This is a genomic window from Nocardioides sp. NPDC006273 (assembly GCF_040613495.1).
Classification (GTDB): Bacteria; Actinomycetota; Actinomycetes; order Propionibacteriales; family Nocardioidaceae; genus Nocardioides.
In genome coordinates this window covers 22197-45645 of sequence record NZ_JBEXSD010000050.1, presented here as the reverse complement: position 1 = coordinate 45645, position 23449 = coordinate 22197, and the positions used below count along the sequence as shown (strand labels likewise).

Here is a 23449-nt window from a genome sequence, read left to right as displayed (position 1 = left end):
GGGCACCCGGCCCGTCGCGCAGGGTCAGCAGCGGCGCCGGAGCGGATTCCTCGACGGGCTCCGTCTCCACAGAATCCGTCGGGTCGTCCTGGCGAAACTAGAGTTTCGTCGCCCACAACTACATTCTCGGCCTCCACAAGTGCGGATTCGGCCCGCCATAAGTCCCTATTCGACGCGGGCCACCATGGGCAGGCGACTGCGAGTGGTCATCGCGACGATCAGCGCGATCAGCAGCGGAAGACCGACCACGATCACTCCGACCAGGGTCCAGGGGATCTCGAGGTAGTGCGCGGCCACGTCGTCGCGCACCGGCCACCCCTCGGCCGTGAGCGGATAGCTGACCGCGATGCCCGGCACGAACCCGATGATCGCGCCAGGGACCGCGCCGAGGAGCGCGACCACGATCGCGTACGCAGCAGCGACCCCCCGCCGCGTACGTGTCCGGGCTCCGACCGCCGACAGCGTCGCCAGGTCGGGCCGGGCGTCGTTGAGCGCCAGGTGCGTCGCGGTGAGCGCGCCGCCGATCATCAGCACCCCGCCCAGCGTGACCAGGAGAAGCCACACGATCACGGCCGAGTCCTCCTCCTCGAACCCTCGCTCGACCTGGAGCGTCGTGGATAGCTCTCCCCCGGCCAGGGCCTCGTCCAGGTCGGTCTCCGCGGCCTCGCTGATGCGGGCGTCCTCGATGTAGAGCCCGGTGATCTGCGGGTCGGCACCGATCCGCTTCGCCACCGCCGGCGTCACGACCGCGTACGCAGGCGCGGCTCGGTCACCGACATCGACGAAGGTGGCCGGCACGCTGATCGCGACCCGCTCCTGCTCCTCGTCGTCCTCCTCGGAGTACGCCTTGACGGCCAGACGTGCGGACCGTGAGGACACCAGCGCGTCGTCAGTGGTGAACACGACCATCCCGGAGGAGCGCAGCATCTTCTCGGCGGGGGTGACATCGAGCCCTGGCAGCGATCGGGTCACCACCGCAGGGAGGGTGCCGTCGGCATCGGCGACGATCAGCTCGCCGAATCCGCCGGTGGTCGTGTCGAGCGGGACCTGGTCGCCCTCACCGGTCTCGACGGAGATGTAGCCGTCGGGGTCTGTGAGTCTCGCGCCGGTCATCGGCGTGACCGTCGATCCCGGGCTCGCCTTCTCGATCTGCGCGGTGACGCGCTGCCACTGCGCAACCGTGGGGGTTTGATCGCCGGCGTTGACGGCGTGCCGCGGCTGGACCGTGGCGTCCCCGATGGCGAACGCAGGCAGGTAGCTCTCCTCGTTCTGCTTCTGGTCGCTGCCGAACGCGATCCCCAGCGTGACCACCCCGACCACCGTCACCGCGATGGCACCGACCGCCGGAACCGTCCGGGTGCGATGCCGGTCGGCGTCGCGGGTCGCGAAGCGGATCGCCAGCGGCATGCCGGCGCTGAGCCGGGCGGCCAACGACACCAGGACCGGAAGGATGAAGAGCAAACCCGTGACGCAGAGCAGGACGCCGAGAGCGATCGGGATACCGCTGAACGCATTCCGGGTGCCGAAGGCAGCCGAGGCGACACCGGCGACGAGCAGCACGACCCCGATGACCGGCGAGCTGCGCGATGGCCGGCTCGTGGAGCGACGTCCGGCCAGCACGCCGACGACGTCCTGCCGCGACGCGATCCAGGCCGGTACGACTGCCGCGCAGATCGCGGCCGCGAACCCGATCGCGGCAACCGCCAGGATCTGCAGCCACGGCACCTCGAACGGCCCGAACCAGTCCGACACCTGCGCCTGGGCGAGCGGCTGGAGCAGCCGAGCGAGCCCGATCCCGAGGACAGCACCCACGACGGCAGCCACCGCACCGATGACGATCGCCATCCCGAGCAGGACACGCCGAGCCTGGCGAGCGGTCCCGCCTGAGGCCGCGATCAGCGCGAGGTCACGAGCCTGTCGCCTGGCCGCCACCGCGAACGCCGGACCGGCAAGCAGCACCACCTCGAGCAGCACCATGACCACGATGAGGACGACGATCACGGCCTCGGCAGGATCCGGCGCGCCCGGCTGCTGACCGAGCTCGCGCTCGGCAGCCAAGGCCTCCTTCGACGGGTTCTCGACGACCGAGCGCGAGAGCACGAAGGCACCCTCCGCGTTCAGCTTCTCGACGTCGTCCCAGGTCATCGGTCCGCCACCGACCAGCCAGGTCGGGACATCGACGGACGCTGACGCCGGCAGGTCCAACCCTGCGACGAAGGGTTCGTTGCGCACAGATGCAGACTCGACGATTCCCACGATCTCGCGGACCTCCTCGGAGCCCGGTCCGGGGATCCGCAGCTCCTCGCCGAGGCCTGGCCCGCGATCGGCCAGGGCCTCGTTGACCACGACCTCGCCCGTGCCCTGAGGGAGGCGACCCTCGCTCAACCGGGTCAGTCCGGCCGCGAGCGGATCGCTCAGATCGGTCCGCAGCCCGCTCGCCCAGGTGACCCCCTTGTCGGTCCGTACGTCGAAGCCGTAGTCATGCGCCGCGAGCACCGGCCGGTCCTCGACCACGGCCTGCAGACCGGCGGAGTCCAGCGGTCCGTCGCCGGTCTCACCCAGCCACTCGGCCGCCTTGTCGGGATCGATGCCCTGCCGGACCGGTCCGGAGCTCCGCGCCTCGACGAGCGCAGCAGCCTCCGTGCCGAGCCGCCGGTCGAGGCCCTCACTGGTGTCGAGGCTGTAGGTCTGGTACGTCACCGCGATCGCAGTCACGCCCGCGACGGGCAGCGCGATCATCAAGATGACCAGCAGGCTGCGCCACTTCGCGCGCCGGGCCTCCCGCTGCCCGATCCGCAGCGCGAGCCGCCATCCGGCGAGTCGCCCGCTCATTCCTGGATCCCCGTCGCGAAGACCGTGCTCGGCGTCTCGCCGGCCTCGTCGACGACGAGACCGTCACGCACATAGATCACCCGGTCGGCCCAGCTGGCGTAGCGCGGCTCGTGGGTGACGAGCACGCCGGCAGCGCCTGCGTCGCATCGCGCACGGATCAGTTTGAGGATGTCCTCGCCGGTCTCGGTGTCGAGCGCCCCGGTCGGCTCGTCGGCCAGGATCAGCCGGCGCTCACCGACGATCGCCCGCGCGATCGCGATCCGCTGCCGCTGCCCACCGGACATCTCGTCGGGGAACCGGTCCGCGAAGCCGTCGAGACCGACCTCCTCGAGCGCGACTCTCGCCGCGTCCCGCGCCGGGCGCCGACCGGCGCCGTCGAGCTCCAACGGCAGCGCGACGTTCTCGGCGGCGGTCAGCGCCGGGATCAGGTTGAAGTCCTGGAAGACATAGCCGATCGACGTACGCCGCAGCTTGGCGCGCCCGCTGATCCCGGCCTCGCCGAGATCCTGACCGTCGACGGACACGGACCCGGAGGTCGGCGAGTCGAGGCCACCGGCGATGGTCAGCAGCGACGACTTCCCGGAGCCGCTCGGCCCCATGATGGCGACCAGCTCACCGGCGTACGCCGCGAGGCTGACACCCCGCAGGGCCTGGACCTCGGCGGCGCCGGTGCCGTGGACGCGGCTCACGTCGGTGAGCCGGAGGACGGGTTCACTCATCGGTAGACTCCTTGGTCTGGGTGGTGCCCGGCTTGACGGGCGTGGCGTGGGCGCGGCGGCTCAGCCGCTCGCGGGCGTCGGCGAGCCAGCGATCGCTGTCGTGGCTGAGTCGGCGCAGGTCATGGGCGAGGGCGGCGTTCATCGCGTTCCTCCATCGGTGGGCTCGGTGGGCTCGGCGGGCTCCGGCGCGGTGCTCGTCGCTGCCGCCCGGCGAAGCCGGGACTCGCAGTGGTCGAGCCAGCGGATCTCGGCCTCGGCCGCGAAGACGAGCCGATCGAGCACGAGCCCGCCGGCGAGGTCGTCGCCGGCGCCGGAGCGCGCCTGGCGCCGATACCCCTGGAGCGCCTGCATCGTCGCGTTGCGCTGCTGCTGGACGACCTTGCCGACGTCCACGCTCGGCACCGCGACCGCCACCGCGAGCTTGATCGCGAGCTCGTCGCGCTGTGGCTGCGTACGCTCCACGGGGCTGTCGAACCACCCCTTGACCTCGACCCTGCCGGCCTCGGTGACCTGATAGAGGGACCGTCCCTCCGCGTCGGTCCCTCCGGCCTCGACGAGACCGTCACGCTCGAGTCGCGACAGGGTCGTATAGACCTGCCCGACGTTCAACGGCCAGCTCGCGCCGGTGCGCTGCTCGAACTCGGCGCGCAGCTCATAGCCGTAGCGCGGCTTCTCCAGCAGCGCCAGCAGTGCGTGTTTCACGGACACTCGATCACCCCCTCTGATTACTTACTGAGTATGTATATACCGAGTATGTATCCGAGTTCAAGTCGTGCTCCACCGGGACCAACGGCCGAGTAGGAGTACGTCACCGGGGCCGGCTTCCACTCGCCACGGACCGGCCGGTTCACGGTGACCAACGGCGCCGACATCCGCGAGACCGTACTGGACCGGTAGACGCTCGCCTCGCCGATCCGGGGGCCGCGGACCAGGTCGTCTTCATAGAGCCACGTCCCCTCTTCGGCGACCCGGAGGCCGGTGGCTGCGTGGTGGGCCTTGCTGACGACAGTGGCTGCGCAGCGGCAAGGTCATCTCGGGCGCCACCGGCAAGACGTACCGGTTGAGGTCCGTCGACCGCCATGACCGCATCCGTGTCCGGGTCACCGGACGCAAGGCCGGCTACTACACCAAGTCCCGCCTCTCCGCGGCGACAACCGTGATCCGCTGACCCCTCCATGGGGAGGCTGGCTCGGAGCCATGGCGCACGTCGGCCACGGCTCCGGGCCGAACCTCGTCATCGCTTACGTCAGCCGGGAGAACCCTGGGCCCAGGGACTGATCCGCACCTCGGCCCCGTCGAGGATGTCGAGATCGCCCGGCGCCCCCGGCGCGCTGACCCGGAGTGTGACCGGCTTGCTGCCGGGCAGCACGGTCACCCTGAGATCGGTCGTGACGTCGGGGTCGTTCGCGGTGGACATCGCCTGCCAGTCGATCGCCGCCATCACCGACTCGCCGGCGGGGACGACCACGCGCTCGGGAACCATCGACGGCTCGTACGGCTCGGCGGTCACGCCGGTCTGCGCGGTGCCGGCGGCGTTCAGGAACTCGACCGCGGGCACACCCTCGATCGCACATGCGCGGCCGCCTGCGTTCCGGGCTCGGATCCACGCCTGCCGGGAGCCCGCGGCGGCGTCGTGTCCGCCGAAGGTGGCCTCGAGATCCGCCAACCGGCAGGACGGCGCCCCAGGGTCGGCGGGCCAGGGCGCGGCGTCACCGAACGGCGGCATCGTCGTCTGCGGCGGGGTCGTACCGCCGATCCAGCCCTCGACCTCGCCGCCCCGCGTGCCTTGGACCACGTACGCCATCGGCTGTCCCGACCGTCCGGGATACCCGTCGTACGCGGTGAGCCACCGGCCGACGTCGGCGATCTCACGGTCGCCCTCGGCGGCCTCGACCAGGACGGTCAGCGGTTCGAAGGGAGCGGAGAGCTGCGCGGAGGTCACCGACGGGCGCTCGGAGGCGTCCGCAACCAGTCTCACCGCGGCCGGATCGGGGAGCTCGTTCGACCGATACCAAGCCTCGCCACCGTGAAGATCGACCGGGCGCTGCTGGTCGCGTGCGACCGTGGCGATCGCGACCAGCGCGTCCTTCGGTGCCTGGACGTCGGCCTTCGCCGGGCTGCCGGTCTGCGGCTCGGAGACGCTCGACGACACCGATGTGGCGCCGGCGTCGCGCAGCGCGACGGCATCGGTGAGCGCGTCACCGACGCCGTCGACCGGGTCCAGCCCAGCCACGTACACCTGGATCGCGGTGGAGCCCATCGCGAGCGATGTGCTGGTCCGGTCAGCGGCGGCATCCGGCGCCAGCCGGGCGAGCTCGGGTCCCAGCCACCGCAGCACCTCAGTGCCGGCCGCGGCAGCCTCGGGTCCGGACAGATCGTCCTCCAGGGTCACCTCTACCCGGACGGAGTGCTCCCAGCGGTCCTCCTCGCCGAAGTCCTCCCCCGGGATGCGACGCGACTCCTCGACAGCCACCACGTCGCGTACGCCGGAGACGGAGCGCCACTCGTCGGAGAGCTCGAGCGTCGCCGACCCGTCGTCCCGGTCCCAGACCATCGCGGCCACGCACCCGATCACGACCAGCAGGACGACCCCGACGATCACGACCCCCACCCGGAGCGGGCGCCCTCGTGTACTGCCCGGCAACGCCACGTACGTCCTCCCTCGACCTCTACGGAAGGCAAAGAGTCGCACAGGGCTGGCCGCGGCGACCCCGCAAAAGGAGAACCGGCACGGTTCCTTCACAGGATCCGTGCCGGTTCATCACAATGCCGTGGGTCAGGCGGGGAAGCCTTCACCCTTGGCCGCGAGCTCGCGGAGGTACGCCGTCGGACGGAACCGCTCGCCGTAGGCCTCGGCGAGCTCGTCGGCCCGAGCCAGGAAGGCCTCGATGCCGATCGAGCCGTCAGCGGCCTCGTAGCCGGTGATGAACTGAGCCGCACCACCGGTCTGCGGCGGGAAGCCGATGCCGAAGATGGAACCGATGTTGGCGTGCGCGGCGGAGGTGATGACCCCCTCCTCGAAGCACTTCGCCGTCTCGATCGCCTCGATGAAGAGCATCCGCTCCTCGGCGTCCTTGATCGGGATCTGCTTCTCGGAGACCGGGAACACGTCGCCGAGACCCGACCAGATCGAGCCACGCTTGCCGTCGGCGTACTCGTAGAAGCCGGCGCCCTTCAGCTTGCCGGAGCGACCCGCCTCGATGAGCGGGGTGAGCACCTTCTCCGTGGTGGTCGGCTCCTCGACACCCGCGGCCTCCCGCGTCGTACGAGCGATCTTGACCATGAGCTCGTGGTTGAGCTCGTCGGCGATCTGCAGCGGCCCGACCGGGAAGCCGGCCTGGGTCGCGGCACGCTCGAGCGAGTAGGGCGCGAAACCCTCGGCGAGCAGCTCCAGACCCTCCTGGATCTGGGTGCCGATGACCCGCGAGGTGTAGAAGCCGCGGCTGTCGTTGACCACGATCGGGGTCTTCTTGATCTGCTGGACGACGTCGTAGGCCTTGGCCAGCGCGACGTCGTTCGTCTCGGCGCCCTTGATGATCTCGACCAGCGGCATCTTGTCGACGGGCGAGAAGAAGTGCAGGCCGATGAAGTCGGCCGGCCGGTCGATCCCCTTGGCGAGCTCGGTGATCGGCAGCGTCGAGGTGTTGGAGCAGAGCACCGCGTCCTCGTTGACGAACGGGGCGATCTCGCTGAAGACCTTCTGCTTCAGCGAGACGTCCTCGAAGACCGCCTCGACGACGACGTCGACGCCGGCGAAGTCCTTCGGGTCGACAGTCGCGGTGATCCGGTCGAGGATCTCGTCGGCCTTCTCCTGCGTCAGCTTGCCGCGCGAGACCGCCTTCTCGTTGAGCTTGGCGGTGTAGGCCTTGCCCTTTTCGGCCGACTCGATGGCGACGTCCTTGAGGACGACCTCGGCACCGGCCCGGGCGAAGGAGTACGCGATGCCGGCGCCCATCATCCCGGCACCGAGCACGCCCACCTTCTTCGCCGTGAACTTCTCCACGCCGTCAGGACGCAGCGTGCCGGCGCCGATGGCACCGAGGTCGAAGAAGAACGCCTGGATCATGTTCTTCGACTGCTGGCCGGTGACCAGCGAGGTGAAGTAGCGCGACTCGATCCGGGTGGCGGTGTCGAAGTCGACCATCGCGCCCTCGACCGCGGCCGACAGGATCGCCTTCGGCGCCCGCATGTCGGACTGCTTGAGCTGCTTGCGCAGGATCGGCGGGAACGCTGGCAGGAAGCCCGCGAGCGCCGGCGAGGTCGGCTTGCCACCGGGCATCTTGTAGCCGGGCTTGTCCCACGGCTGGGCGATCTCGTCGGGGTTGGCCTTGATCCACGCCTTGGCGGCGGGGACGAGCTCGTCGGGGGAGGAGACGAGCTCGTCGACCAGTCCCTTCTCCTTCGCAGCGGCGGGCTTGAACTTGGTGCCCTGGCCGAGCACGTCCATCAGACCGGTCATGATCCCCAAGAGGCGTACGACGCGGGTGACCCCGCCACCGCCCGGGAGCAGTCCGAGGGAGACCTCGGGCAGGCCGATGTCGTAGCGGGCGTCCAGCGCGATCCGGTGCTGGGCGGCCAGCGCGATCTCCAGGCCGCCACCGAGGGCGGCGCCGTTGATCGCCGCGACGACCGGCTTCGGGAAGGTCTCCAGCTTGCGGAGGGTCGCCTTGATCGCCTCGACCTCCTCGAAGACCTGGGCGCCGTTCTCCGGGCGGACCTGGATCATGTTCTTGAGGTCGCCACCCGCGAAGAAGGTCTTCTTCGCGGAGGCGATGACGACGCCGGTGACGGAGTCACCATCGGCGTACAGCTTCTCGACGGCCTCCGCCATCGAGGTCTTGTACAGCTCGTTCATGGTGTTGGCCGACTGGTTCGGGTCGTCCAGGGTGAGGACGACGATCCCGTCGCCGTCCTTGTCATAGCGGACTGCGGTCTCGCTCATGTGTCTTCCTTCAAGTCTGTGCCGGGGCGCGGCCCGGGATGTTCACCGAGGTACCTCGGTCAGTTGTCGCTTCCTTCGCGGAGTTCCACGAGGGATGTGGGCGCTCACCGAGTTACCTCGGTGAGCATTCGCGGACGCGTCAGACCAGCTCGACGATCGTCGCGATACCCATGCCGCCGCCGACACACAGCGTGGCGAGACCGCGCTGCTTGCCCTGACGCTCGAGCTCGTCGACCAGGGTGCCGAGGATGATGGCACCGGTCGCGCCCAGCGGGTGACCCATGGCGATCGCGCCGCCGTTGACGTTGGTGATCGACTCGTCGATGCCCATGTCCTTCATGAACCGCATCGCGACCGCGGCGAACGCCTCGTTGATCTCGAACAGGTCGATGTCGTCGACGGTGAGCCCGGCCTTGGCCAGCGCCTTGCGCGAGGCCGGGGCGGGGCCGGTGAGCATGATCGTCGGGTCGGCGCCGGAGACGGCTGCCGAGATGATCCGGGCGCGCGGGGTGAGCCCGTTGGCCTTGCCTGCCTCCTCGGAGCCGATCAGCATCAGCGCGGAGCCGTCGACGATGCCGGAGGAGTTCCCGGCGTGGTGGACGTGATCGATCTTCTCGACCCAGTGGTACTTGGCCAGCGCGACGTCGTCGAAGCCGGCCTCCTGACCCTGCTGGAGGAAGGACGGCTTGAGGCCGGCCAGCGTCTCGGCGGTGGTGCCGGGGCGGATCAGCTCGTCGTGGTCGAGCACGGTCAGACCGGTCTGGTCGACGACCGGGATGACGGCGTCCTTGAAGTAGCCGTTCTCCCAGGCGGCGGCCGCGCGGGCGTGGGACTGGGCGGCGTAGCGGTCGACGTCCGCGCGGCTGAAGCCCTCGATGGTGGCGATCAGGTCGGCGCCGATGCCCTGCGGGACGAAGCCGGTCTTGAGCGCGGTGTCGGGGTCCTGCGCCCAGGCGCCACCGTCGCTGCCCATCGGCGCCTTGCTCATCGACTCGACGCCGCCGGCGAGGATGAGCTCCTCGAACCCGCCGCGTACGCGGGAGGCGGCCTGGTTCACGGCCTCGAGACCGGAGGCGCAGAAGCGGTTGAGCTGCACCCCGGCGGTCGTCTCGGGGAGACCGGCCTTGATGGCGGCGGTCTTGGCGATGTCACCGCCCTGCTCGCCGACAGGGGTGACGACACCGAGGACGACGTCGTCGATCTGCTCGGGGTCGAGGTTGGGGTTCCGCTTGCGCGCCTCGTCGATCAGGCCGACCACCAGGTCGATCGGCTTGACCTCGTGGAGCGCTCCGGTCTTCTTACCCTTCCCGCGCGGCGTGCGCAGGTGGTCATAGATGAATGCTTCAGCCATGCGCCGATTGTGACACTAAAACTGTCACAGTCAACAGGGTTGGACAGAAACGTTCACGAGAGATTGCGGGAGATCGTCCGGTTCACAGCGTCTTGAAAGCTCACCACGATCGCCTCGGTGGTCAGCTGACGAAGCCGCGGGAGCACCTCTTCGAGATGCGCCGCCTCCTCCGCGGTGTGATGTGTCCGCTTGAACGGATCCACGACCTGATCGCGCAGGATCGTGTTGAGCTCGTCCGCGAGGTCCGCCATGAGGCGTGAGGTCGCTGCGTACGCCGCCGCCAGCGCGTCGCGGGGCAGCCCCAGAGCGATCAGCTCACGCCCGATCCGGGCCTGGATGTCCTCGGTCGGCTCGGTGGCCCACGAGGTGATCATCGCGCGCTGCATCGCAAGGTCCTCGCGCGTGATGTCGGCGGGGAGCCGACCGAGATAGCGCTCGATGGCCTGCAGCGTGAACCCGTGCTCCTGGAGCGCGGTGACCAGGTCCAGGCGAGCCCGATGCTCGGGGCCGTAGTAGGCGACCCGGCCACGACGGATAGGCGGCGGGATCAGGCCGAGACTCGCGTAATAGCGCGTGGTGCGCACCGACAACCCCGTGGCGGTCGACAGCTCATCGATCGTCAGCAGTTCCTCGGTCGTCTCCGTCATAGTCAGGGACCGTAGACCAAACTGTTGCGACTTCGCCAGTGTTACTGTCACAGTTGCTCCGTCGGTGGCCCGCGTCACAACCGTGCGGCCCGATGAGCCCGACTGTCTACGAAGGAGTGTCATGCCCGAGAAGCCCACCATCTACGAAGCCGAGCACGAGGACTTCCGCGCTACCGCCAAGGCCTTCTTCGAGAAGGAGGTCGCGCCCTTCCACGACGAGTGGGAGAAGGCCGGCATCGTCCCGCGCGAGCTGTGGAAGAAGGCCGGCGACACCGGTCTGCTCTGCTTCGACGTCGAAGAGGAATTCGGCGGCCCGGGGATCAAGGACTTCCGATTCAACGCCGTCCTCCACGAGGAGATGGCGAAGATCGGCGCCAGCGGACCGGGCTTCTTCGTCCACACCGACATCATCGTCCCCTACATCTCGCACCTCGGCACCGCGGAGCAGAAGGCCCGGTGGCTGCCTGGCTGCGTCTCCGGCGACATCATCACCGCCATCGCGATGACCGAGCCGGGCGCGGGCTCGGACCTCCAGGGCGTACGCACCACCGCGGTCGACAAGGGCGACCACTACCTCCTCAACGGCTCGAAGACGTTCATCTCCAACGGGATCAACGCCGACCTGGTCATCGTGGTCGCCAAGACCAACCCCGACGCCGGCGCCCACGGCATCTCGCTGCTGGTGGTCGAGCGCGGCATGGAGGGCTTCGAGCGCGGCCGCAACCTCGACAAGGTCGGCATGAAGGCGCAGGACACCGCCGAGCTCTCCTTCACCGACGTGGTCGTGCCGAAGGAGAACCTGCTCGGCGAGGAGGGCTCCGGCTTCGTCTCGCTGATGACCCTGCTGCCGCAGGAGCGGATCTCGGTCGCCTCGATCGCGGTCGCCGCGGTCGAGCAGGTCCTCGAGCTCTCCCTCGACTACGCCCGCACCCGCGAGGCGTTCGGCCGCCCGATCGGCCGCTTCCAGAACACCGCGTTCACGCTCGCCGAGATGGCCACCGAGGCCTACCTCGCCCGCCTGTTCCTCAACGACGCCATCACCCAGCTCAACGCCGGCACCGCCGACACCGTCCTGGCCAGCATGGCGAAGTGGTGGACCACCGAGCTGCAGAAGAAGTTCGTCGACCAGGGCGTCCAGATCCACGGCGGCTACGGCTACATGATGGAATACCCGATCGCCAAGGCGTTCATCGACAGCCGCATCCAGACCATCTACGGCGGCACCACCGAGGTCCAGAAGCTGATCATCAGCCGCCACCTCGGCCTGTAACCTCGCCACCGCTGGTCGAGCCGCCGGAGCCGCTAGGCGGAGGCGCTCGAGACCAACACGGTCGTCTCGAGCGCCGATGGGACTGTGTTGGTCTCGACACGCTCGGCCGCAGGCGGCCTCACGGCTCGACCGGCGGCGGGGAAGGGCTAGGAGAGTTCTTGGCTGCGCACGAAGGCGGCGCGGGTGGCGTCGAGGAACGCCGCCCGCAGGCCGTTCTGCTCCAACGCGCCCAGGGCGGCCGCGGTCGTGCCGCCGGGCGAGGTGACCTGCTCGCGGAGGATCGCCGGGTGGGTGCCGCTCTTGAGCAGCTCCGCGGATCCGGCCAGCGTCTGGATGACGAGGGTGGTCGCATCGTCCCGGGTCAGCCCCAGGTGGACGCCGGCCTCGATCCAAGCCTCGGCGACCATGAAGACGTACGCCGGGCCGGAGCCGCTGATCGCGGTGACGGCGTCGATCTGTGACTCGGGCACGGTGACCACCTTGCCGACCGCACCCATCAGGTCGGCTGCGGTCGCGACAGCTTCCGACGTCGCCTTGACGCCGCCAGCGACAGCGGACATGCCCTCCCCGACCAGGGCCGGCGTGTTGGGCATGACCCGCACGACCGAGACACCGTCCGGGACAGCCGGCTCCATCGCCGAGGTCGGCACGCCGGCGGCCAGCGAGACCACCGTGGTCCCCGGCCGCAGCGCGGAGGCGATCGACTCCAGCACCGGTACGACGCCGTAGGGCTTCACGCCGAGCACCACCACGTCGGCCTCGGCCGCGGCCTCGGCGGCAGGCAGCGTACGGACGCCGTGCTTCTCGCGGAGCGCGGCCGCCTGCTCCTCGCGAGCTTCCACGACGATGACGCTCTCCGGGGCATGCCCGGCCTCGAGGAGTCCGGCGAGGACAGCCCCGCCCATGTTGCCTGCACCGATGATCGCGATGGTCATGGCCGCAGTCTCTCAAAGCATCCCGGTGCTCGAATCAGGCGCCGCCCGGAACAAGCCCGCCCAGGATGATCTGCAGGCCGTGGTCGAACGTGTCGTCGTGAGACGGCGCCGGGCCCGCGGCGACCGCCTGCGCCACGACGCGCAGATGTGGCAGGTCGTCCGAGGAGGGATCGGCGAGCAGGGCGCTGGCGGCCAGCTCGGTGTCGGCAGGCACGTCGATACGCTGCTGCTGCTCCTGCAGGACGAAGCCGTACACGTAACCGTCCAGCAACGCGGTGGCCTGGACCGCCTCGATGGCCGAGAAGCCCGCCTCGAGCAGCACTCCCAGGACTGCGTCGATGTGTCGCAGCCTGGCCGGCCCGACATGCTCTCGCGACTCGACCAGCCCGAGCACCCAGCTGTGACGCGCGATGGCCTGCCGAGCCGACCGGCTGCACTCCGCCAGGGCCTGCCTCCAGGGTTGGGCCGGATCCGGGGCGTCGATCTCGGCGAACACGGCGTCGACGATCCTGTTCAGGATCGCGTCCTTGTTGGGAACGTGGTGGTAGAGCGCCATCGCCTCGACCCCGAGCACCTCGGCGACCTTGCGCATGCTGACCTCGGCGACCCCGCCTCGGTCTGCCACCGACACGGCGGCGGCGACCACGCGCTCGGGCGATAGCGGCTGGCGGCGAGTCCGGTCGGTCGGCACGTCTTCTCACTTCGGGCTGGACATCGATTCTTACAGGCGTAAGGTAGCACGCACCCTTAGTTTACGGCCGTAAAGGAAAACGAGATGACCACCGCTGACCAGCAGCCGCCGACAACGATCCGGCACTCCATACGCTCAGCCATCCACCCGTCCAGACGCCTCACCACGACAGCCGGAGTGCTGGTGTTCGCCGGGATGGTGGCCGGGCTGTTGAGCGTCGTCCCGGTGCTGGAGCAGGACGACTACTTCGGGGCACTGCCCGCACGATCAGCCGAGGTCGTCTCCGGAGCGCTGTTCCAGGTCCTCATGATCCCCGCGTACGCAGGCTTCGCCCTGGCGCTCTACCCCAGCCTCCGCCGCGTCAGCGCGGGCCTGGCGGCCGGGTTCCTCGGTTTCCGGCTGATGGCCTGCGGCTTCCACCTCCTCGCCGCCGCGATGCTGCCGCTGTTGCTGGACCTGGCACAGGGGCACGGCACCGCCGCGCCGGATGCCGCCACCTACGAGATCCTCGCCGAGACGCTGCGGAAGGCACGCGACCTGGTCAACCACGTCGCGGTCATCGTGGCCTTGGGCTTGGGAGACCTGCTGCTCTTCACGCTCCTCCACCGCTGGCGGCTGGTGCCACGATGGCTGTCGCTGTGGGGGCTCTGCGGGGCCGGGCTCGCCATCTTCGCCAGCCTCTTGGTGCTGTCCCGGGCTGTCGAGATCGTCGCAGCGCCCTACCTTCTCCTGAACGCACCGCTTGCACTGCAGAGCCTGATCCTGGGCGCCTGGCTCATCGGTCGCGGCCTCCGCGAGTCGAGCCCCATCGCGCGCAGCCGAGGCACAGGACACTAGAACGCGTTCTGAAAATTTCCCGGATTCCGCTCCGAAGAAGCCTCGCGCACTGCTAGGTTTCGATACCCACCTCAGTGTGACGCCGCTGGTCATCGGGAGGCCACATGCGCATCCGACGTACGTCCCTGCTCGCTGTGATCGCCCTCGCGGTGACCGTCGCGATGGTGGGGCCACCGGCCTCGGGTGATGAGGTGGAGCGCCGGCTTCCGTCCCCCGAGTCCGAGATCAACGTGACCGGGGAGCCGTTCACCGGCACAGCTCCGGACGGCACGGTGCAAGGGCTGATCGACGCCCACAGCCACATGTTCATGCAGGACGGGATCGGTGGCGCGGCGGTCTGCGGGAAGGCCTTCTCCGAGGCAGGGATCGCCGACGCGCTGAAGGACTGCCCCTCTCACGGGGTCGCCGGCGAGACCGCACTGCTGGAGAACCTGACCCGCTCGGGGAGCCCGCTCGGGTTCCACGACACCACCGGCTGGCCCTCGTTCAAGGACTGGCCGGCGTACGACTCGCTGACCCACCAGCAGATGTACTACCGCTGGGTCGAGCGTGCCTGGCGCGCGGGACAGCGGATCCTGGTGGTGCAGCTGACCAGCAACAAGGCGCTGTGCGCGATCAACCCCGGCACCCACCAGTCGTGCGACGAGATGACCGCGGTGCGGCGACAAGCTCAGGATGCGTACGACACCCAGGCGTTCATCGACGCGCAGTACGGCGGCGAGGGGCTCGGGTGGTATCGGATCGTCACCGACGCCGCCCAGGCGCGTGAGGTGATCGAGGACGGCAAGCTCGCCGTGGTGCTCGGTGTGGAGACCTCGGAGCCGTTCGGCTGCTCCCAGAAGCTGCGGCTGCCCTCGTGCACGCGCGCCAACATAGACAAGGGGCTCGACGAGCTGAAGTCGCTCGGAGTCTCGTCGATGTTCCTGTGCCACAAGTTCGACAACGCGCTCTGCGGGGTCCGCTACGACGAAGGCACCACCGGGCTGCTGATCAACGCCGGGCAGTTCCTCACCACCGGCACGTTCTGGACGCCGAAGGCCTGCGACCCCGGCCAGCCGCACGACAACAACCCGCGCCTGATCGCCAGGCCTCCCGGGCTGGAATGGCTGCCGCAGCCGCCGATCTATCCCGAGGGGACGGTCTGCAACCCCCACGGTCTCTCCGCGCTGGGCGAGTACGCCCTGCGGGGCCTGATCAAGCGCGGCATGATGGTCGAGGTCGACCACATGAGCGCCAAAGCGGCCGGCCGGGCCTTTGACATCCTCGAGGAGGTCGACTACCCCGGCGTGCTCGCCAGCCACTCCTGGATGGACGAGCGCTACCTCGACCGGCTCTACGCCCTCGGCGGGTTCTCGACGATCTACGGCCACAGCACGGACCAGTTCCTGGCGGAGTACGTCCGCACCGCCCCCGTCCGTGACCGCTACGACGCAGGCATCGGGTTCGGCTTCGACATGAACGGCTTCGGCGGCACGCCCGGGCCCGCGAAGACGCAGGTCAGCTATCCCTTCCGCAGCTTCGACGGAGGCTCCGTCGTCGACCGGCAGGTCACCGGCAAACGGATCTGGGACTACAACACCGACGGTGTCGCCCACTACGGGATGATCCCCGACTACCTCGAGGATCTCCGCCTCACCGGCGGCCAGGACGTGATCGACGACATCGTCCGCGGCTCCGAGTCCTACCTGCGTACGTGGGCAGGGGCGAGCTCAGCAGCACACTGACAAGCAGGCCTGCCGACTCGGCCGTAATGTCAGAGGGCGTGAATCAGTCGTCTCGAGGACGCCTGAGCCAACCGCCGCCGAACAACGCCCAGACGATGAGCACGGGTTGGAAGAACAGCCGGATCAACCGCTTGCCGTCTGTGTCGAGACCGAACGCGTCGACGCCTTCGACATACTGCGCGATGTTGCCGGGGAAGATCGCCACGAAGAACGCGGCAAGCAGCGCTCCGATGAGCCGTCGTTTGCTCGGCAGCACGATGAAGGCCAGCCCGAGCCCGATCTCGATGACGCCAGAGCCGAGCACCGTCAGGTCCTCGTCGATCGGGAACCAGTCGGGCACCTGCGCCCGAAACTCTTGTAGCTGGGCGGTCAGGTGCGCCACCCCGGCGCCGATCATCGCCATGCCCAGCAGGAGGCGTGCGACAGTTCGCGCGATCGAGATCATCGCCCCACTGTAGGAGAACGCGCAGGCGCTCGATGAACTGACCGCGATCGGACGCCACTTCCGACCGAGTCGGCTCGTTCTGACGTGAACCGGCGCCGAGTCGGCTCGTTGTAACGAGCCGACTCGGCGCCGATTTGTGTCAGAACGAGCCGACTCGGCGTAGGCGGGTCAGAAGAGGTTCTCCACCAGCGGCGTCGGCGAGCCGAAGCGGTGCGCGGTGACCGAGACGGCCTGCTCGTGCAGGAAGGTGAGCAGCTCGACGCGGCCGGCCTCGACGACGGGCTGAGCGTAGAGGGCGATGTCGACCCGGGCCTGGCTCGCTTCGGCGAAGGCCTCGCGCGACCCACCCAGGAGGCGTACGCGGCCGGGCGCAGCGGTCCCGGTCAGCGTGGCGCTCCACGCTGCAGCGTCCTCGACGACATAGGTCGCACTGGTCGCCCGCACCAGCGAGACGGTGTCATCGTCCAGGTCAGCGGCGACGGAGACCGTCACCGGCGCCTCGGCCGCGACACCGGCGGCGAGCACACGCAGCAGGTGAGCGACCGGCCCACCTTCGTACCGGATGGTGACCGGCACCGGCGAGTAGCGCAGCACGTTGACCTCGGCGGTCAGGCGCGACACGTCCCGGGCGGCACCGAACTCGCGCTCCCAGGCGACCGCGTCCGACCCGGCGCCCCGTTTGAGCATCTCGATCTCGTCGATCTGCAGCCGGGCGGCCCAGTCGACGAGCGACCGGACGGCGGCGGACGGCGTCGCGAGCTCGGTGGCCGGAGCCGGGAGCCAGTCGCTGAGTCCGACCAGGTAGTTCGGCCCACCGGCCTTCGTCCCAGCACCGACGGCCGACTTCTTCCAGCCACCGAACGGCTGGCGACGCACGATCGCGCCGGTGATGCCGCGGTTGACGTAGACGTTGCCGGCCTCGACGGAGTCGAGCCAGTGCTCGATCTCTGCTCGGTCGAGGCTGTGGATGCCGGCAGTGAGGCCGTAGTCGACCTGGTTCTGGATCTCGAGCGCCTCGTCGAGCGAGTCGGCCGAGATCAGCCCGAGGACGGGACCGAAGTACTCGGTCAGGTGGAACTCGGAGCCACGCTTCACCCCGGTCTTCACGCCCGGCGACCAGAGGCGGCCGGCGTCATCGAGCTGGCGCGGCCTCACGAGCCATGACTCGCCCGGCGCAAGCGTCGTCAGCGCCTTGAGCAGCTTGCCGGAGGCGGGCTCGATGACCGGGCCGACCTGCACCGTCGAGTCGGTCGGGTAGCCGACCTTGAGCGAGGTGACCGCGTCGACGAGCTGGTCGCGGAAGCGACGCGAGGTCGCGACCGAGCCGACCAGGATGCCCAGCGACGCCGCCGAGCACTTCTGCCCGGCGTGGCCGAAGGCGGAGTAGACGAGGTCCTTGACCGCGAGGTCGAGGTCGGCGTCCGGGGTGACCACCAGCGAGTTCTTGCCGGAGGTCTCGGCCAGCAGTGGCAGGTCCGCACGGAACGAACGGAAGAGCTCGGCGGTGTCGAACGCGCCGGTCAGCACCAGCCGGTCGACCAGCGGCGAGGCGATCAGCGCGCGGCCGACCTCGTTCTCCGGCACATGGACCAGCCTCAGGACCTCCTTCGGCACCCCGGCGGCCCAGAGCGTCTCCACCAGCACCGAGCCGCAGCGCTGCGCCTGCGGGGCCGGCTTGATCACCACGGCCGAACCGGCTGCGAGCGCCGCCGCGACCCCACCGGTCGGGATGGCGAGCGGGAAGTTCCACGGCGGGGTGACCAGCGTGAGCCGGACCGGCACCTGGCGGGCGCCGTCGACCGTGTCGAGCTCCTCGGCCAGGCTCGCGTAGTAGTTGAGGAAGTCGATCGCCTCGGAGACCTCGGGGTCGCCCTGGTCGAGCGTCTTGCCACACTCCGACGCGCCGACCTCGAGCCACTCGGCGCGACGCCGCTCGACCTCGACGGCAGCGGCCCGCAGCACGGCGGCGCGCTCGGCACCGGTCTTGCGGCCCCAGTCGGCCTGGGCGCCGACGGCACCCTCGAGCACCGACTCGACAGCCTCCACCGATGTCACCGTGTGGTCGGCAACGAGCTGGGCACCGAGCGTCGAGGAGCCCACCCGGGCGATGATCGCCTTGCCCCACTCTCGGTTGCCCGGCAGGTGCGGGTCGGTGTCGGGGGCGTTGTCGAACTGGGTCTGGACCTCATCCGTGATCGGCAGGCGCCGGTCCTGGGTCCGGTTGGGCGCCGGCACGGACTCGTCGACAGCCTCCAGGGAGCGTACGAACCGCTCCTTCTCTCGCGCATAGAGGGCCTCGGAGGAGTTGAGGTCGAAGACGGCCGACATGAAGTTCTCGGTGCTCGCGCCCTCCTCGAGGCGACGCACGAGATACGCGATCGCGACGTCGAAGTCCTTCGGGTGCACGACCGGCACGTAGAGCAGCAGACCGCCCACGGTCTCCTGGACCGCCTCGGCCTGGCCCTCGGCCATCCCCAGCAGCATCTCGAACTCGACCGAGTCACGAGCACCGCGCTGACCAGACAGAATCCATGCGTACGCCACGTCGAACAGGTTGTGGCCGGCGACGCCGAGACGCACGTTGGCCATCCGCTCGGGCGTCAGGGACCAGGACAGCACCCGCTTGTAGTTGGTGTCGGAGTCCTGCTTGGTCGTCCAGGTCGCGACCGGCCAGCCGTGCAGCGACGCCTCGACGTGCTCCATCGGCAGGTTGGCGCCCTTGACCAGACGGACCTTGATCGCTGCGCCCCCACGCGCACGGCGAGCAGCCGCCCAGTCCTGCAGCCGGATCATCGCGGCCATCGCGTCCGGCAGGTACGCCTGCAGGACGATCCCCGCCTCCAGGTCGGCCAGCTCGGGCCGGTCGAGGAGCCGCGTGAAGACGTCGATCGTCATGTCGAGGTCGCGGTACTCCTCCATGTCCAGGTTGATGAACTTCTTCGTCCCGGCAGCCGAGGACTTCGCCGCGTAGGTGTAGAGCGGGAGCAGTCGCTCGACGACGTGCTCGACCGCCTCGTCGTAGGCCCAGACCGCGTGCGGCGCGACCGGCGAGGAGACCTTCACCGAGACGTAGTCGACGTCGTCGCGCGCCAGCAGCTTTCGGATCCCGGCCAGACGCCGGTCGGCCTCCTTCTGGCCGAGGACGGCCTCACCGAGGAGGTTGATGTTCAGGTCCACGCCACGCGACCGGATCCGCTCGATCTGCTTGCCGAGCCGCGCCTCGGAGGCGTCGATCAGCAGGTGACCCACCATCTGCCGCAGCGCACGGCGCGCGACCGGGATGACGAACCAGGGCGCGACCAGCGACATCAGCGCGCCGAGCTTCACGCCCAGCTTCAGGTGCCACGGCAGGAACGAGGGTACGTCGCCGGCCAGCTCACGAAGGCTGGCCGCCGCCACGCGTACGTCCTCGGGCCGGATCACCCGGTCGACGAAGCCGACGGTGAAGTCGAGCCCCGCGGGGTCCTTGAGAACGTCGGCGAGGCGCTGCGCGGCAGCGGCGGTCGGCTTGGTCGAAGCCTTCGTCAGCCAGCCGCGGACGAGGACGTCGACCTCGGCGATGAGCGCGTCATTGGTGGTCATGGGAGCGAGTATGCGACGAGACTCACGTAAGATAAAGCGATGTTTCCTGGGGATTATCCATAAGCAAACCTGAAGGTTTCCAATGCTCGACGTCCGCCGCCTCCGACTGCTCGCCGAGCTCGCCGCTCGCGGGACCCTCGCCGAGGTCGCCGAGGCTCTCCATCAGAGCCCGTCCTCGGTCTCCCAGCAGCTCGGCCAGCTCGAGCGGGAGGTCGGCGTCCCACTCCTCACCAAGGCGGGAAGACGGGTCCAGCTCACCGCCGCGGCCCAGGTGCTCGTCGAGCACACGACCGAGATCCTGGCCCGGCTCGAGGCGGCCGAGGCCGCGGTCACCTCACTCGGCGACGAGACGGCCGGCACGGTGCGGGTCGCCGTCTTCCAGTCCGTGGCCCTCGCCTACATGCCGCAGGCCCTCGCCGACCTGACCAGACGTCATCCCCGGCTGCGGGTCATGCTGTCCCAGCGCGCGCCCGAGCAGGCCCTCCACGACCTCGCCCTGCGCGAGCTCGATCTGGTGGTCGCCGAGCACTACCCCGACCACGGCGCACCCCACTTCGACGGTCTCGACCGGCAGCCGCTCACCACCGACCGGCTCCGACTCGCCCTCCCGCCCCGCGGCTCCGGAGCGATCTGGGACAACATCACCTCCCTCGCCGAGGCCGGATGCGTCCCGTGGGCGATGGAGCCGCCGGGCACCGCCTCCCGGCACTGGATCGAGGAGCAGTGCCGCCGGGCCGGCTTCGAGCCCGAGGTCCGCTACGAGACCGACGACGTCGAGGCCCACGTCGCGCTGGTGGAGTCCGGCAACGCCGTCGCGCTGCTCTCTGACCTGATGCGGGTGCGCCACCGGACCGCGGTGCGGCTCATCGAGCTGGCGGGTTCGCCGCGGCGTACGGTCTTCACCGCCGCCCGCACCGCCATCGCCGACTCGGCGGGGATCATCGCCTGCCGTTCCGCGCTGGCTCGCGTGGTACCACCGGATCTGACGCTGCCCGACTGACCTCGGCCCGCAACAGGGGTCAGGCGAAGATCTCCTCGAGCGGCTGGTCGTGGTCGATCGAGAGTCCGTACGCCACCGTGCGGGTGTCGATCATGGCCAGCACCGCCTCGGTGACGACGGCGGTCAGGTGCTCGGCGTCGGGGATTCCTTCGCCGAGGTGCACCCAGCGGCGTACGGCTCCGAAGACCATCCCGATCAGGCCGTAGATGAGCGGGTCGACGGCCTTCTTGTCGACCTCGGAGACCTCCACGCCGGCCAGCTCGAACGCGGCCAGGATCAGCTCCTTGATCCGCTCCGCGATCCGGTCGAGGCCCTGCTGCAGCGGGCCGGTGCCGTTCGGTGCGGTGTCGACGTCGGCCACCTGGTGCAGGAGCGGGTGCTCGAGCGCCCAGTTGACGTACGCCCCGACGGTGCGCGAGATGATCTGGCGGATCGAGCCGGTCAGCTCCATCGCCGGGAAGAGCTTGGCCCACAGCCCGTCGAGGATGTCGGCCTGGATGGCGAGGTCGAGCTCACGCCGGTCGGCGAAGTGACGGTAGACCACGGACCGGGAGAGCCCGGCTGCCTGGCCGATCGCCTGCAGGCTCACGTTGACGCCTTCGGTCTCGATCAGACCGATCGCGGCATCGACGATGCGCTTGCGTCGGTCATCGTTGTGACGCTTCCAGCGAACTGCCCTGCCATCCATGGTGGGGCCATCGTAGTCCCACGTACTTCACGGCGGGCGCGGAACGCCTGTCACAGCAATCACGAGCCCGACGAGAGCAGAGGTCAGGCAGGCTCAGACGGGTGTCAGCCGAACCGGATCACGCCGTCCGCGACCGGCGAACCGAGCGCCTTCATGTCGACGAGGTAGTTCTGCTTCGCGGCCCACGGCGCCCGGTCTCCCGCCTTCGGCATCAGGTCCAGCGAGCGCTGGATGTAGCCGGAGGCGAGGTCCATGAACGGCCGCTCCTCGACGCTCGGATCCCGGGCGACGGAGGCGACGTCGTAGCCGTTCTCACCCATGAAGTCGAGCAGCCGGATCACGTAGTCGGTGACCAGGTCGGCCTTCAGGGTCCAGGAGGCGTTGGTGTAGCCGATCGTGTAGGCGAAGTTGGGAATCCCGGTGATCATCAGGCCCTTGTAGGCCATCTGGTCGGGGAGGTTGATCGGCTCGCCGTCGACGGTGTAGTCGAGCCCGCCGAAGAGTCGCAGGTTGAGCCCGGTCGCGGAGATGACGATGTCGGCCTCGAGCGTCTCGCCCGACTCGAGCTCGATGCCCTTCGGCACGAACGTCTTGATCCGGTCGGTCACCACTGCGGCGTACCCCTCCCGGATCGACTTCATCATGTCGCCGTCGGGGACGAAGCAGATGCGCTGGTCCCAGGGGTCGTAGGGCGGGTTGAAGTGCTTGTCGACGTAGGCGATCGCCTCGGTCTTGCTCATGCCGGGACGGCCCCCGCGGTTGGTGAGCCCGTTGATCCACTGGTCGCGGATGACCTTCTTGACCACGCCGGGAGCCCGGCGGGCCAGCTGGTAGGTGCCGACGGTGAGCGCGATGTTCTCCCAGCGGACCGCCTCGTGGCCGATCTTCTCGCGCAGGCGCTTGAAGGGCAGCTTGCCGAGCAGGCTGAACGGTGCCGTCTTCAGCAGCGATGCGATCGCGTCCTGGCCCGGTCGGGAGAGGATGTACGTCGGCGTCCGCTGCAGCATCGTCACCTTCTCGGCCCGGTCGCTGCCCTCCCCCGCCAGGTTGGGCAGGAGGGTGACCGCGGTCGCGCCGGAGCCGATGATGACGACCTTCTTGCCGGCATAGTCGAGGTCCTCGGGCCAGTGCTGCGGGTGCACGAAGGCGCCCTCGTAGTCGTCGAGACCGGGGAACTCCGGCTGATAGCCGTTGTCGTAGTCGTAGTAGCCCGAGCAGTTCCACAGGAAGCCAGCGGTGATCTCGGCCGGGCCGTCGGCGGTCTCGACGGAGACCGTCCACTGCTTGTCCGCGCTGCTCCAGGAGGCACCGGTGACCCTGTGGCCGTAGCTGATCAGCTTGTCGACGCCGTAGTCCTTCGCCGTCTGGCGCAGGTAGTCACGGATCTGGTGACCGTCGGCGAGGGCCTGCGCGCTCTCCCAGGGCCGCCACCTGAAGGCGAAGGTGAACATGTCGGAGTCGGATCGGATGCCCGGGTAGCGGAAAAGGTCCCAGGTGCCGCCACTGGCCTCACGCTGCTCCAGGATGGCGAGCGTCCTGCCGGGGAGGCGCTCACGGAGCTGCGCAGCCGCTCCGATGCCGGAGACGCCGGCACCGATGATCAGTACGTCGACATGCATGTGGGCAAGGTTACCCGGGAGTACGTGTTTGCGACACCCTGTCTCGCAAACTTTTGCAAGCAAATCTGTCGCTCCACCGTCGATCCACATCTCCCCAACACCCTTGGCGCGCCATCTTGTAGGTGTCGCCTCGGGTCACTACGCTGCCGACGGCAGCTGCGGGGGCG

18 protein-coding genes are annotated in these 23449 nt (G+C 69.3%); 4 read left to right on the top strand and 14 right to left on the bottom strand.

Annotated features, from left to right (window positions below; all coding sequences use genetic code 11):
- Window positions 1-165 precede the first annotated feature (165 nt).
- The 8 genes from ABZZ22_RS20010 to ABZZ22_RS19975 all read right to left on the bottom strand — a co-directional run bounded on the left by ABZZ22_RS20010 (window position 166) and on the right by ABZZ22_RS19975 (window position 10491).
- Window positions 166-2832: an FtsX-like permease family protein gene (locus ABZZ22_RS20010; protein WP_354934763.1), complete on the bottom strand. Its 2667-nt coding sequence runs from the start codon at window positions 2830-2832 to the stop codon at window positions 166-168.
- Complete coding sequence (locus ABZZ22_RS20005; RefSeq protein ID WP_354934761.1) at window positions 2829-3551, bottom strand: ABC transporter ATP-binding protein; 723 nt, start codon at window positions 3549-3551, stop codon at window positions 2829-2831. The genes ABZZ22_RS20010 and ABZZ22_RS20005 overlap by 4 nt, the downstream gene beginning before the upstream one ends.
- Complete coding sequence (locus ABZZ22_RS20000; protein ID WP_354934758.1) at window positions 3544-3693, bottom strand: hypothetical protein; 150 nt, start codon at window positions 3691-3693, stop codon at window positions 3544-3546. The genes ABZZ22_RS20005 and ABZZ22_RS20000 overlap by 8 nt, the downstream gene beginning before the upstream one ends.
- Window positions 3690-4253 (bottom strand): PadR family transcriptional regulator, encoded by a 564-nt coding sequence (locus ABZZ22_RS19995; RefSeq protein WP_354934755.1) that lies wholly within the window; start codon window positions 4251-4253, stop codon window positions 3690-3692. Before ABZZ22_RS19995 ends, ABZZ22_RS20000 begins: the two co-directional genes overlap by 4 nt.
- Window positions 4254-4797: 544 nt before the next feature.
- Window positions 4798-6153, bottom strand: coding sequence for a DUF4232 domain-containing protein (locus ABZZ22_RS19990; protein ID WP_354934752.1), 1356 nt, complete (start codon window positions 6151-6153; stop codon window positions 4798-4800).
- A gap of 174 nt (window positions 6154-6327) precedes the next feature.
- Entirely contained in the window at window positions 6328-8493 is a 2166-nt protein-coding gene (locus tag ABZZ22_RS19985) for a 3-hydroxyacyl-CoA dehydrogenase NAD-binding domain-containing protein (protein WP_354934749.1), read from the bottom strand.
- Window positions 8494-8632: 139 nt separating this feature from the next.
- The gene (locus ABZZ22_RS19980; protein WP_354934746.1) at window positions 8633-9844 is read right to left on the bottom strand and encodes an acetyl-CoA C-acetyltransferase; all 1212 of its coding nucleotides are present in this window, start codon (window positions 9842-9844) and stop codon (window positions 8633-8635) included.
- 53 nt (window positions 9845-9897) lie between these two features.
- Window positions 9898-10491 carry a MerR family transcriptional regulator gene (locus tag ABZZ22_RS19975; protein WP_354934743.1) on the bottom strand — a complete coding sequence of 198 codons (594 nt, stop codon included), beginning with the start codon at window positions 10489-10491 and terminating at the stop codon, window positions 9898-9900.
- 121 nt (window positions 10492-10612) lie between these two features.
- Here ABZZ22_RS19975 and ABZZ22_RS19970 point away from each other — a divergent pair, with 121 nt between their 5' ends.
- Window positions 10613-11761 carry an acyl-CoA dehydrogenase family protein gene (locus ABZZ22_RS19970; RefSeq protein ID WP_354934740.1) on the top strand — a complete coding sequence of 383 codons (1149 nt, stop codon included), beginning with the start codon at window positions 10613-10615 and terminating at the stop codon, window positions 11759-11761.
- Window positions 11762-11907: 146 nt separating this feature from the next.
- On the opposite strand, the gene proC is transcribed toward ABZZ22_RS19970, so the two are convergent.
- Window positions 11908-12696, bottom strand: coding sequence for a pyrroline-5-carboxylate reductase (gene proC, locus ABZZ22_RS19965; protein ID WP_354934737.1), 789 nt, complete (start codon window positions 12694-12696; stop codon window positions 11908-11910).
- A gap of 34 nt (window positions 12697-12730) precedes the next feature.
- Window positions 12731-13387, bottom strand: coding sequence for a TetR/AcrR family transcriptional regulator C-terminal domain-containing protein (locus ABZZ22_RS19960; protein ID WP_354934734.1), 657 nt, complete (start codon window positions 13385-13387; stop codon window positions 12731-12733).
- 84 nt (window positions 13388-13471) lie between these two features.
- Here ABZZ22_RS19960 and ABZZ22_RS19955 point away from each other — a divergent pair, with 84 nt between their 5' ends.
- A complete protein-coding gene (locus ABZZ22_RS19955; protein ID WP_354934731.1) occupies window positions 13472-14224 on the top strand; it encodes a DUF4386 domain-containing protein in 753 nt (250 codons plus the stop codon).
- Between the two features lie 104 nt (window positions 14225-14328).
- On the top strand, window positions 14329-15948 hold the full coding sequence (locus tag ABZZ22_RS19950) for a Coagulation factor 5/8 type domain-containing protein (RefSeq protein ID WP_354934728.1): 1620 nt from the start codon (window positions 14329-14331) through the stop codon (window positions 15946-15948).
- Between the two features lie 43 nt (window positions 15949-15991).
- On the opposite strand, the gene ABZZ22_RS19945 is transcribed toward ABZZ22_RS19950, so the two are convergent.
- Together ABZZ22_RS19945 and ABZZ22_RS19940 are read right to left on the bottom strand one after the other, a co-directional pair.
- Window positions 15992-16393, bottom strand: coding sequence for a hypothetical protein (locus ABZZ22_RS19945; protein ID WP_354934725.1), 402 nt, complete (start codon window positions 16391-16393; stop codon window positions 15992-15994).
- Window positions 16394-16561: 168 nt separating this feature from the next.
- Complete coding sequence (locus ABZZ22_RS19940) at window positions 16562-19975, bottom strand: bifunctional proline dehydrogenase/L-glutamate gamma-semialdehyde dehydrogenase (RefSeq protein ID WP_354934722.1); 3414 nt, start codon at window positions 19973-19975, stop codon at window positions 16562-16564.
- A gap of 82 nt (window positions 19976-20057) precedes the next feature.
- Here ABZZ22_RS19940 and ABZZ22_RS19935 point away from each other — a divergent pair, with 82 nt between their 5' ends.
- Window positions 20058-20975 (top strand): LysR family transcriptional regulator, encoded by a 918-nt coding sequence (locus ABZZ22_RS19935; RefSeq protein ID WP_354934719.1) that lies wholly within the window; start codon window positions 20058-20060, stop codon window positions 20973-20975.
- A 19-nt stretch (window positions 20976-20994) separates the two neighbouring features.
- Here the strand turns inward: ABZZ22_RS19935 and ABZZ22_RS19930 are convergent, their stop codons facing one another.
- Together ABZZ22_RS19930 and ABZZ22_RS19925 are read right to left on the bottom strand one after the other, a co-directional pair.
- A complete protein-coding gene (locus ABZZ22_RS19930; RefSeq protein WP_354934716.1) occupies window positions 20995-21663 on the bottom strand; it encodes a TetR/AcrR family transcriptional regulator in 669 nt (222 codons plus the stop codon).
- A gap of 104 nt (window positions 21664-21767) precedes the next feature.
- The gene (locus tag ABZZ22_RS19925; RefSeq protein WP_354934713.1) at window positions 21768-23282 is read right to left on the bottom strand and encodes an NAD(P)/FAD-dependent oxidoreductase; all 1515 of its coding nucleotides are present in this window, start codon (window positions 23280-23282) and stop codon (window positions 21768-21770) included.
- Window positions 23283-23449 lie beyond the last annotated feature (167 nt).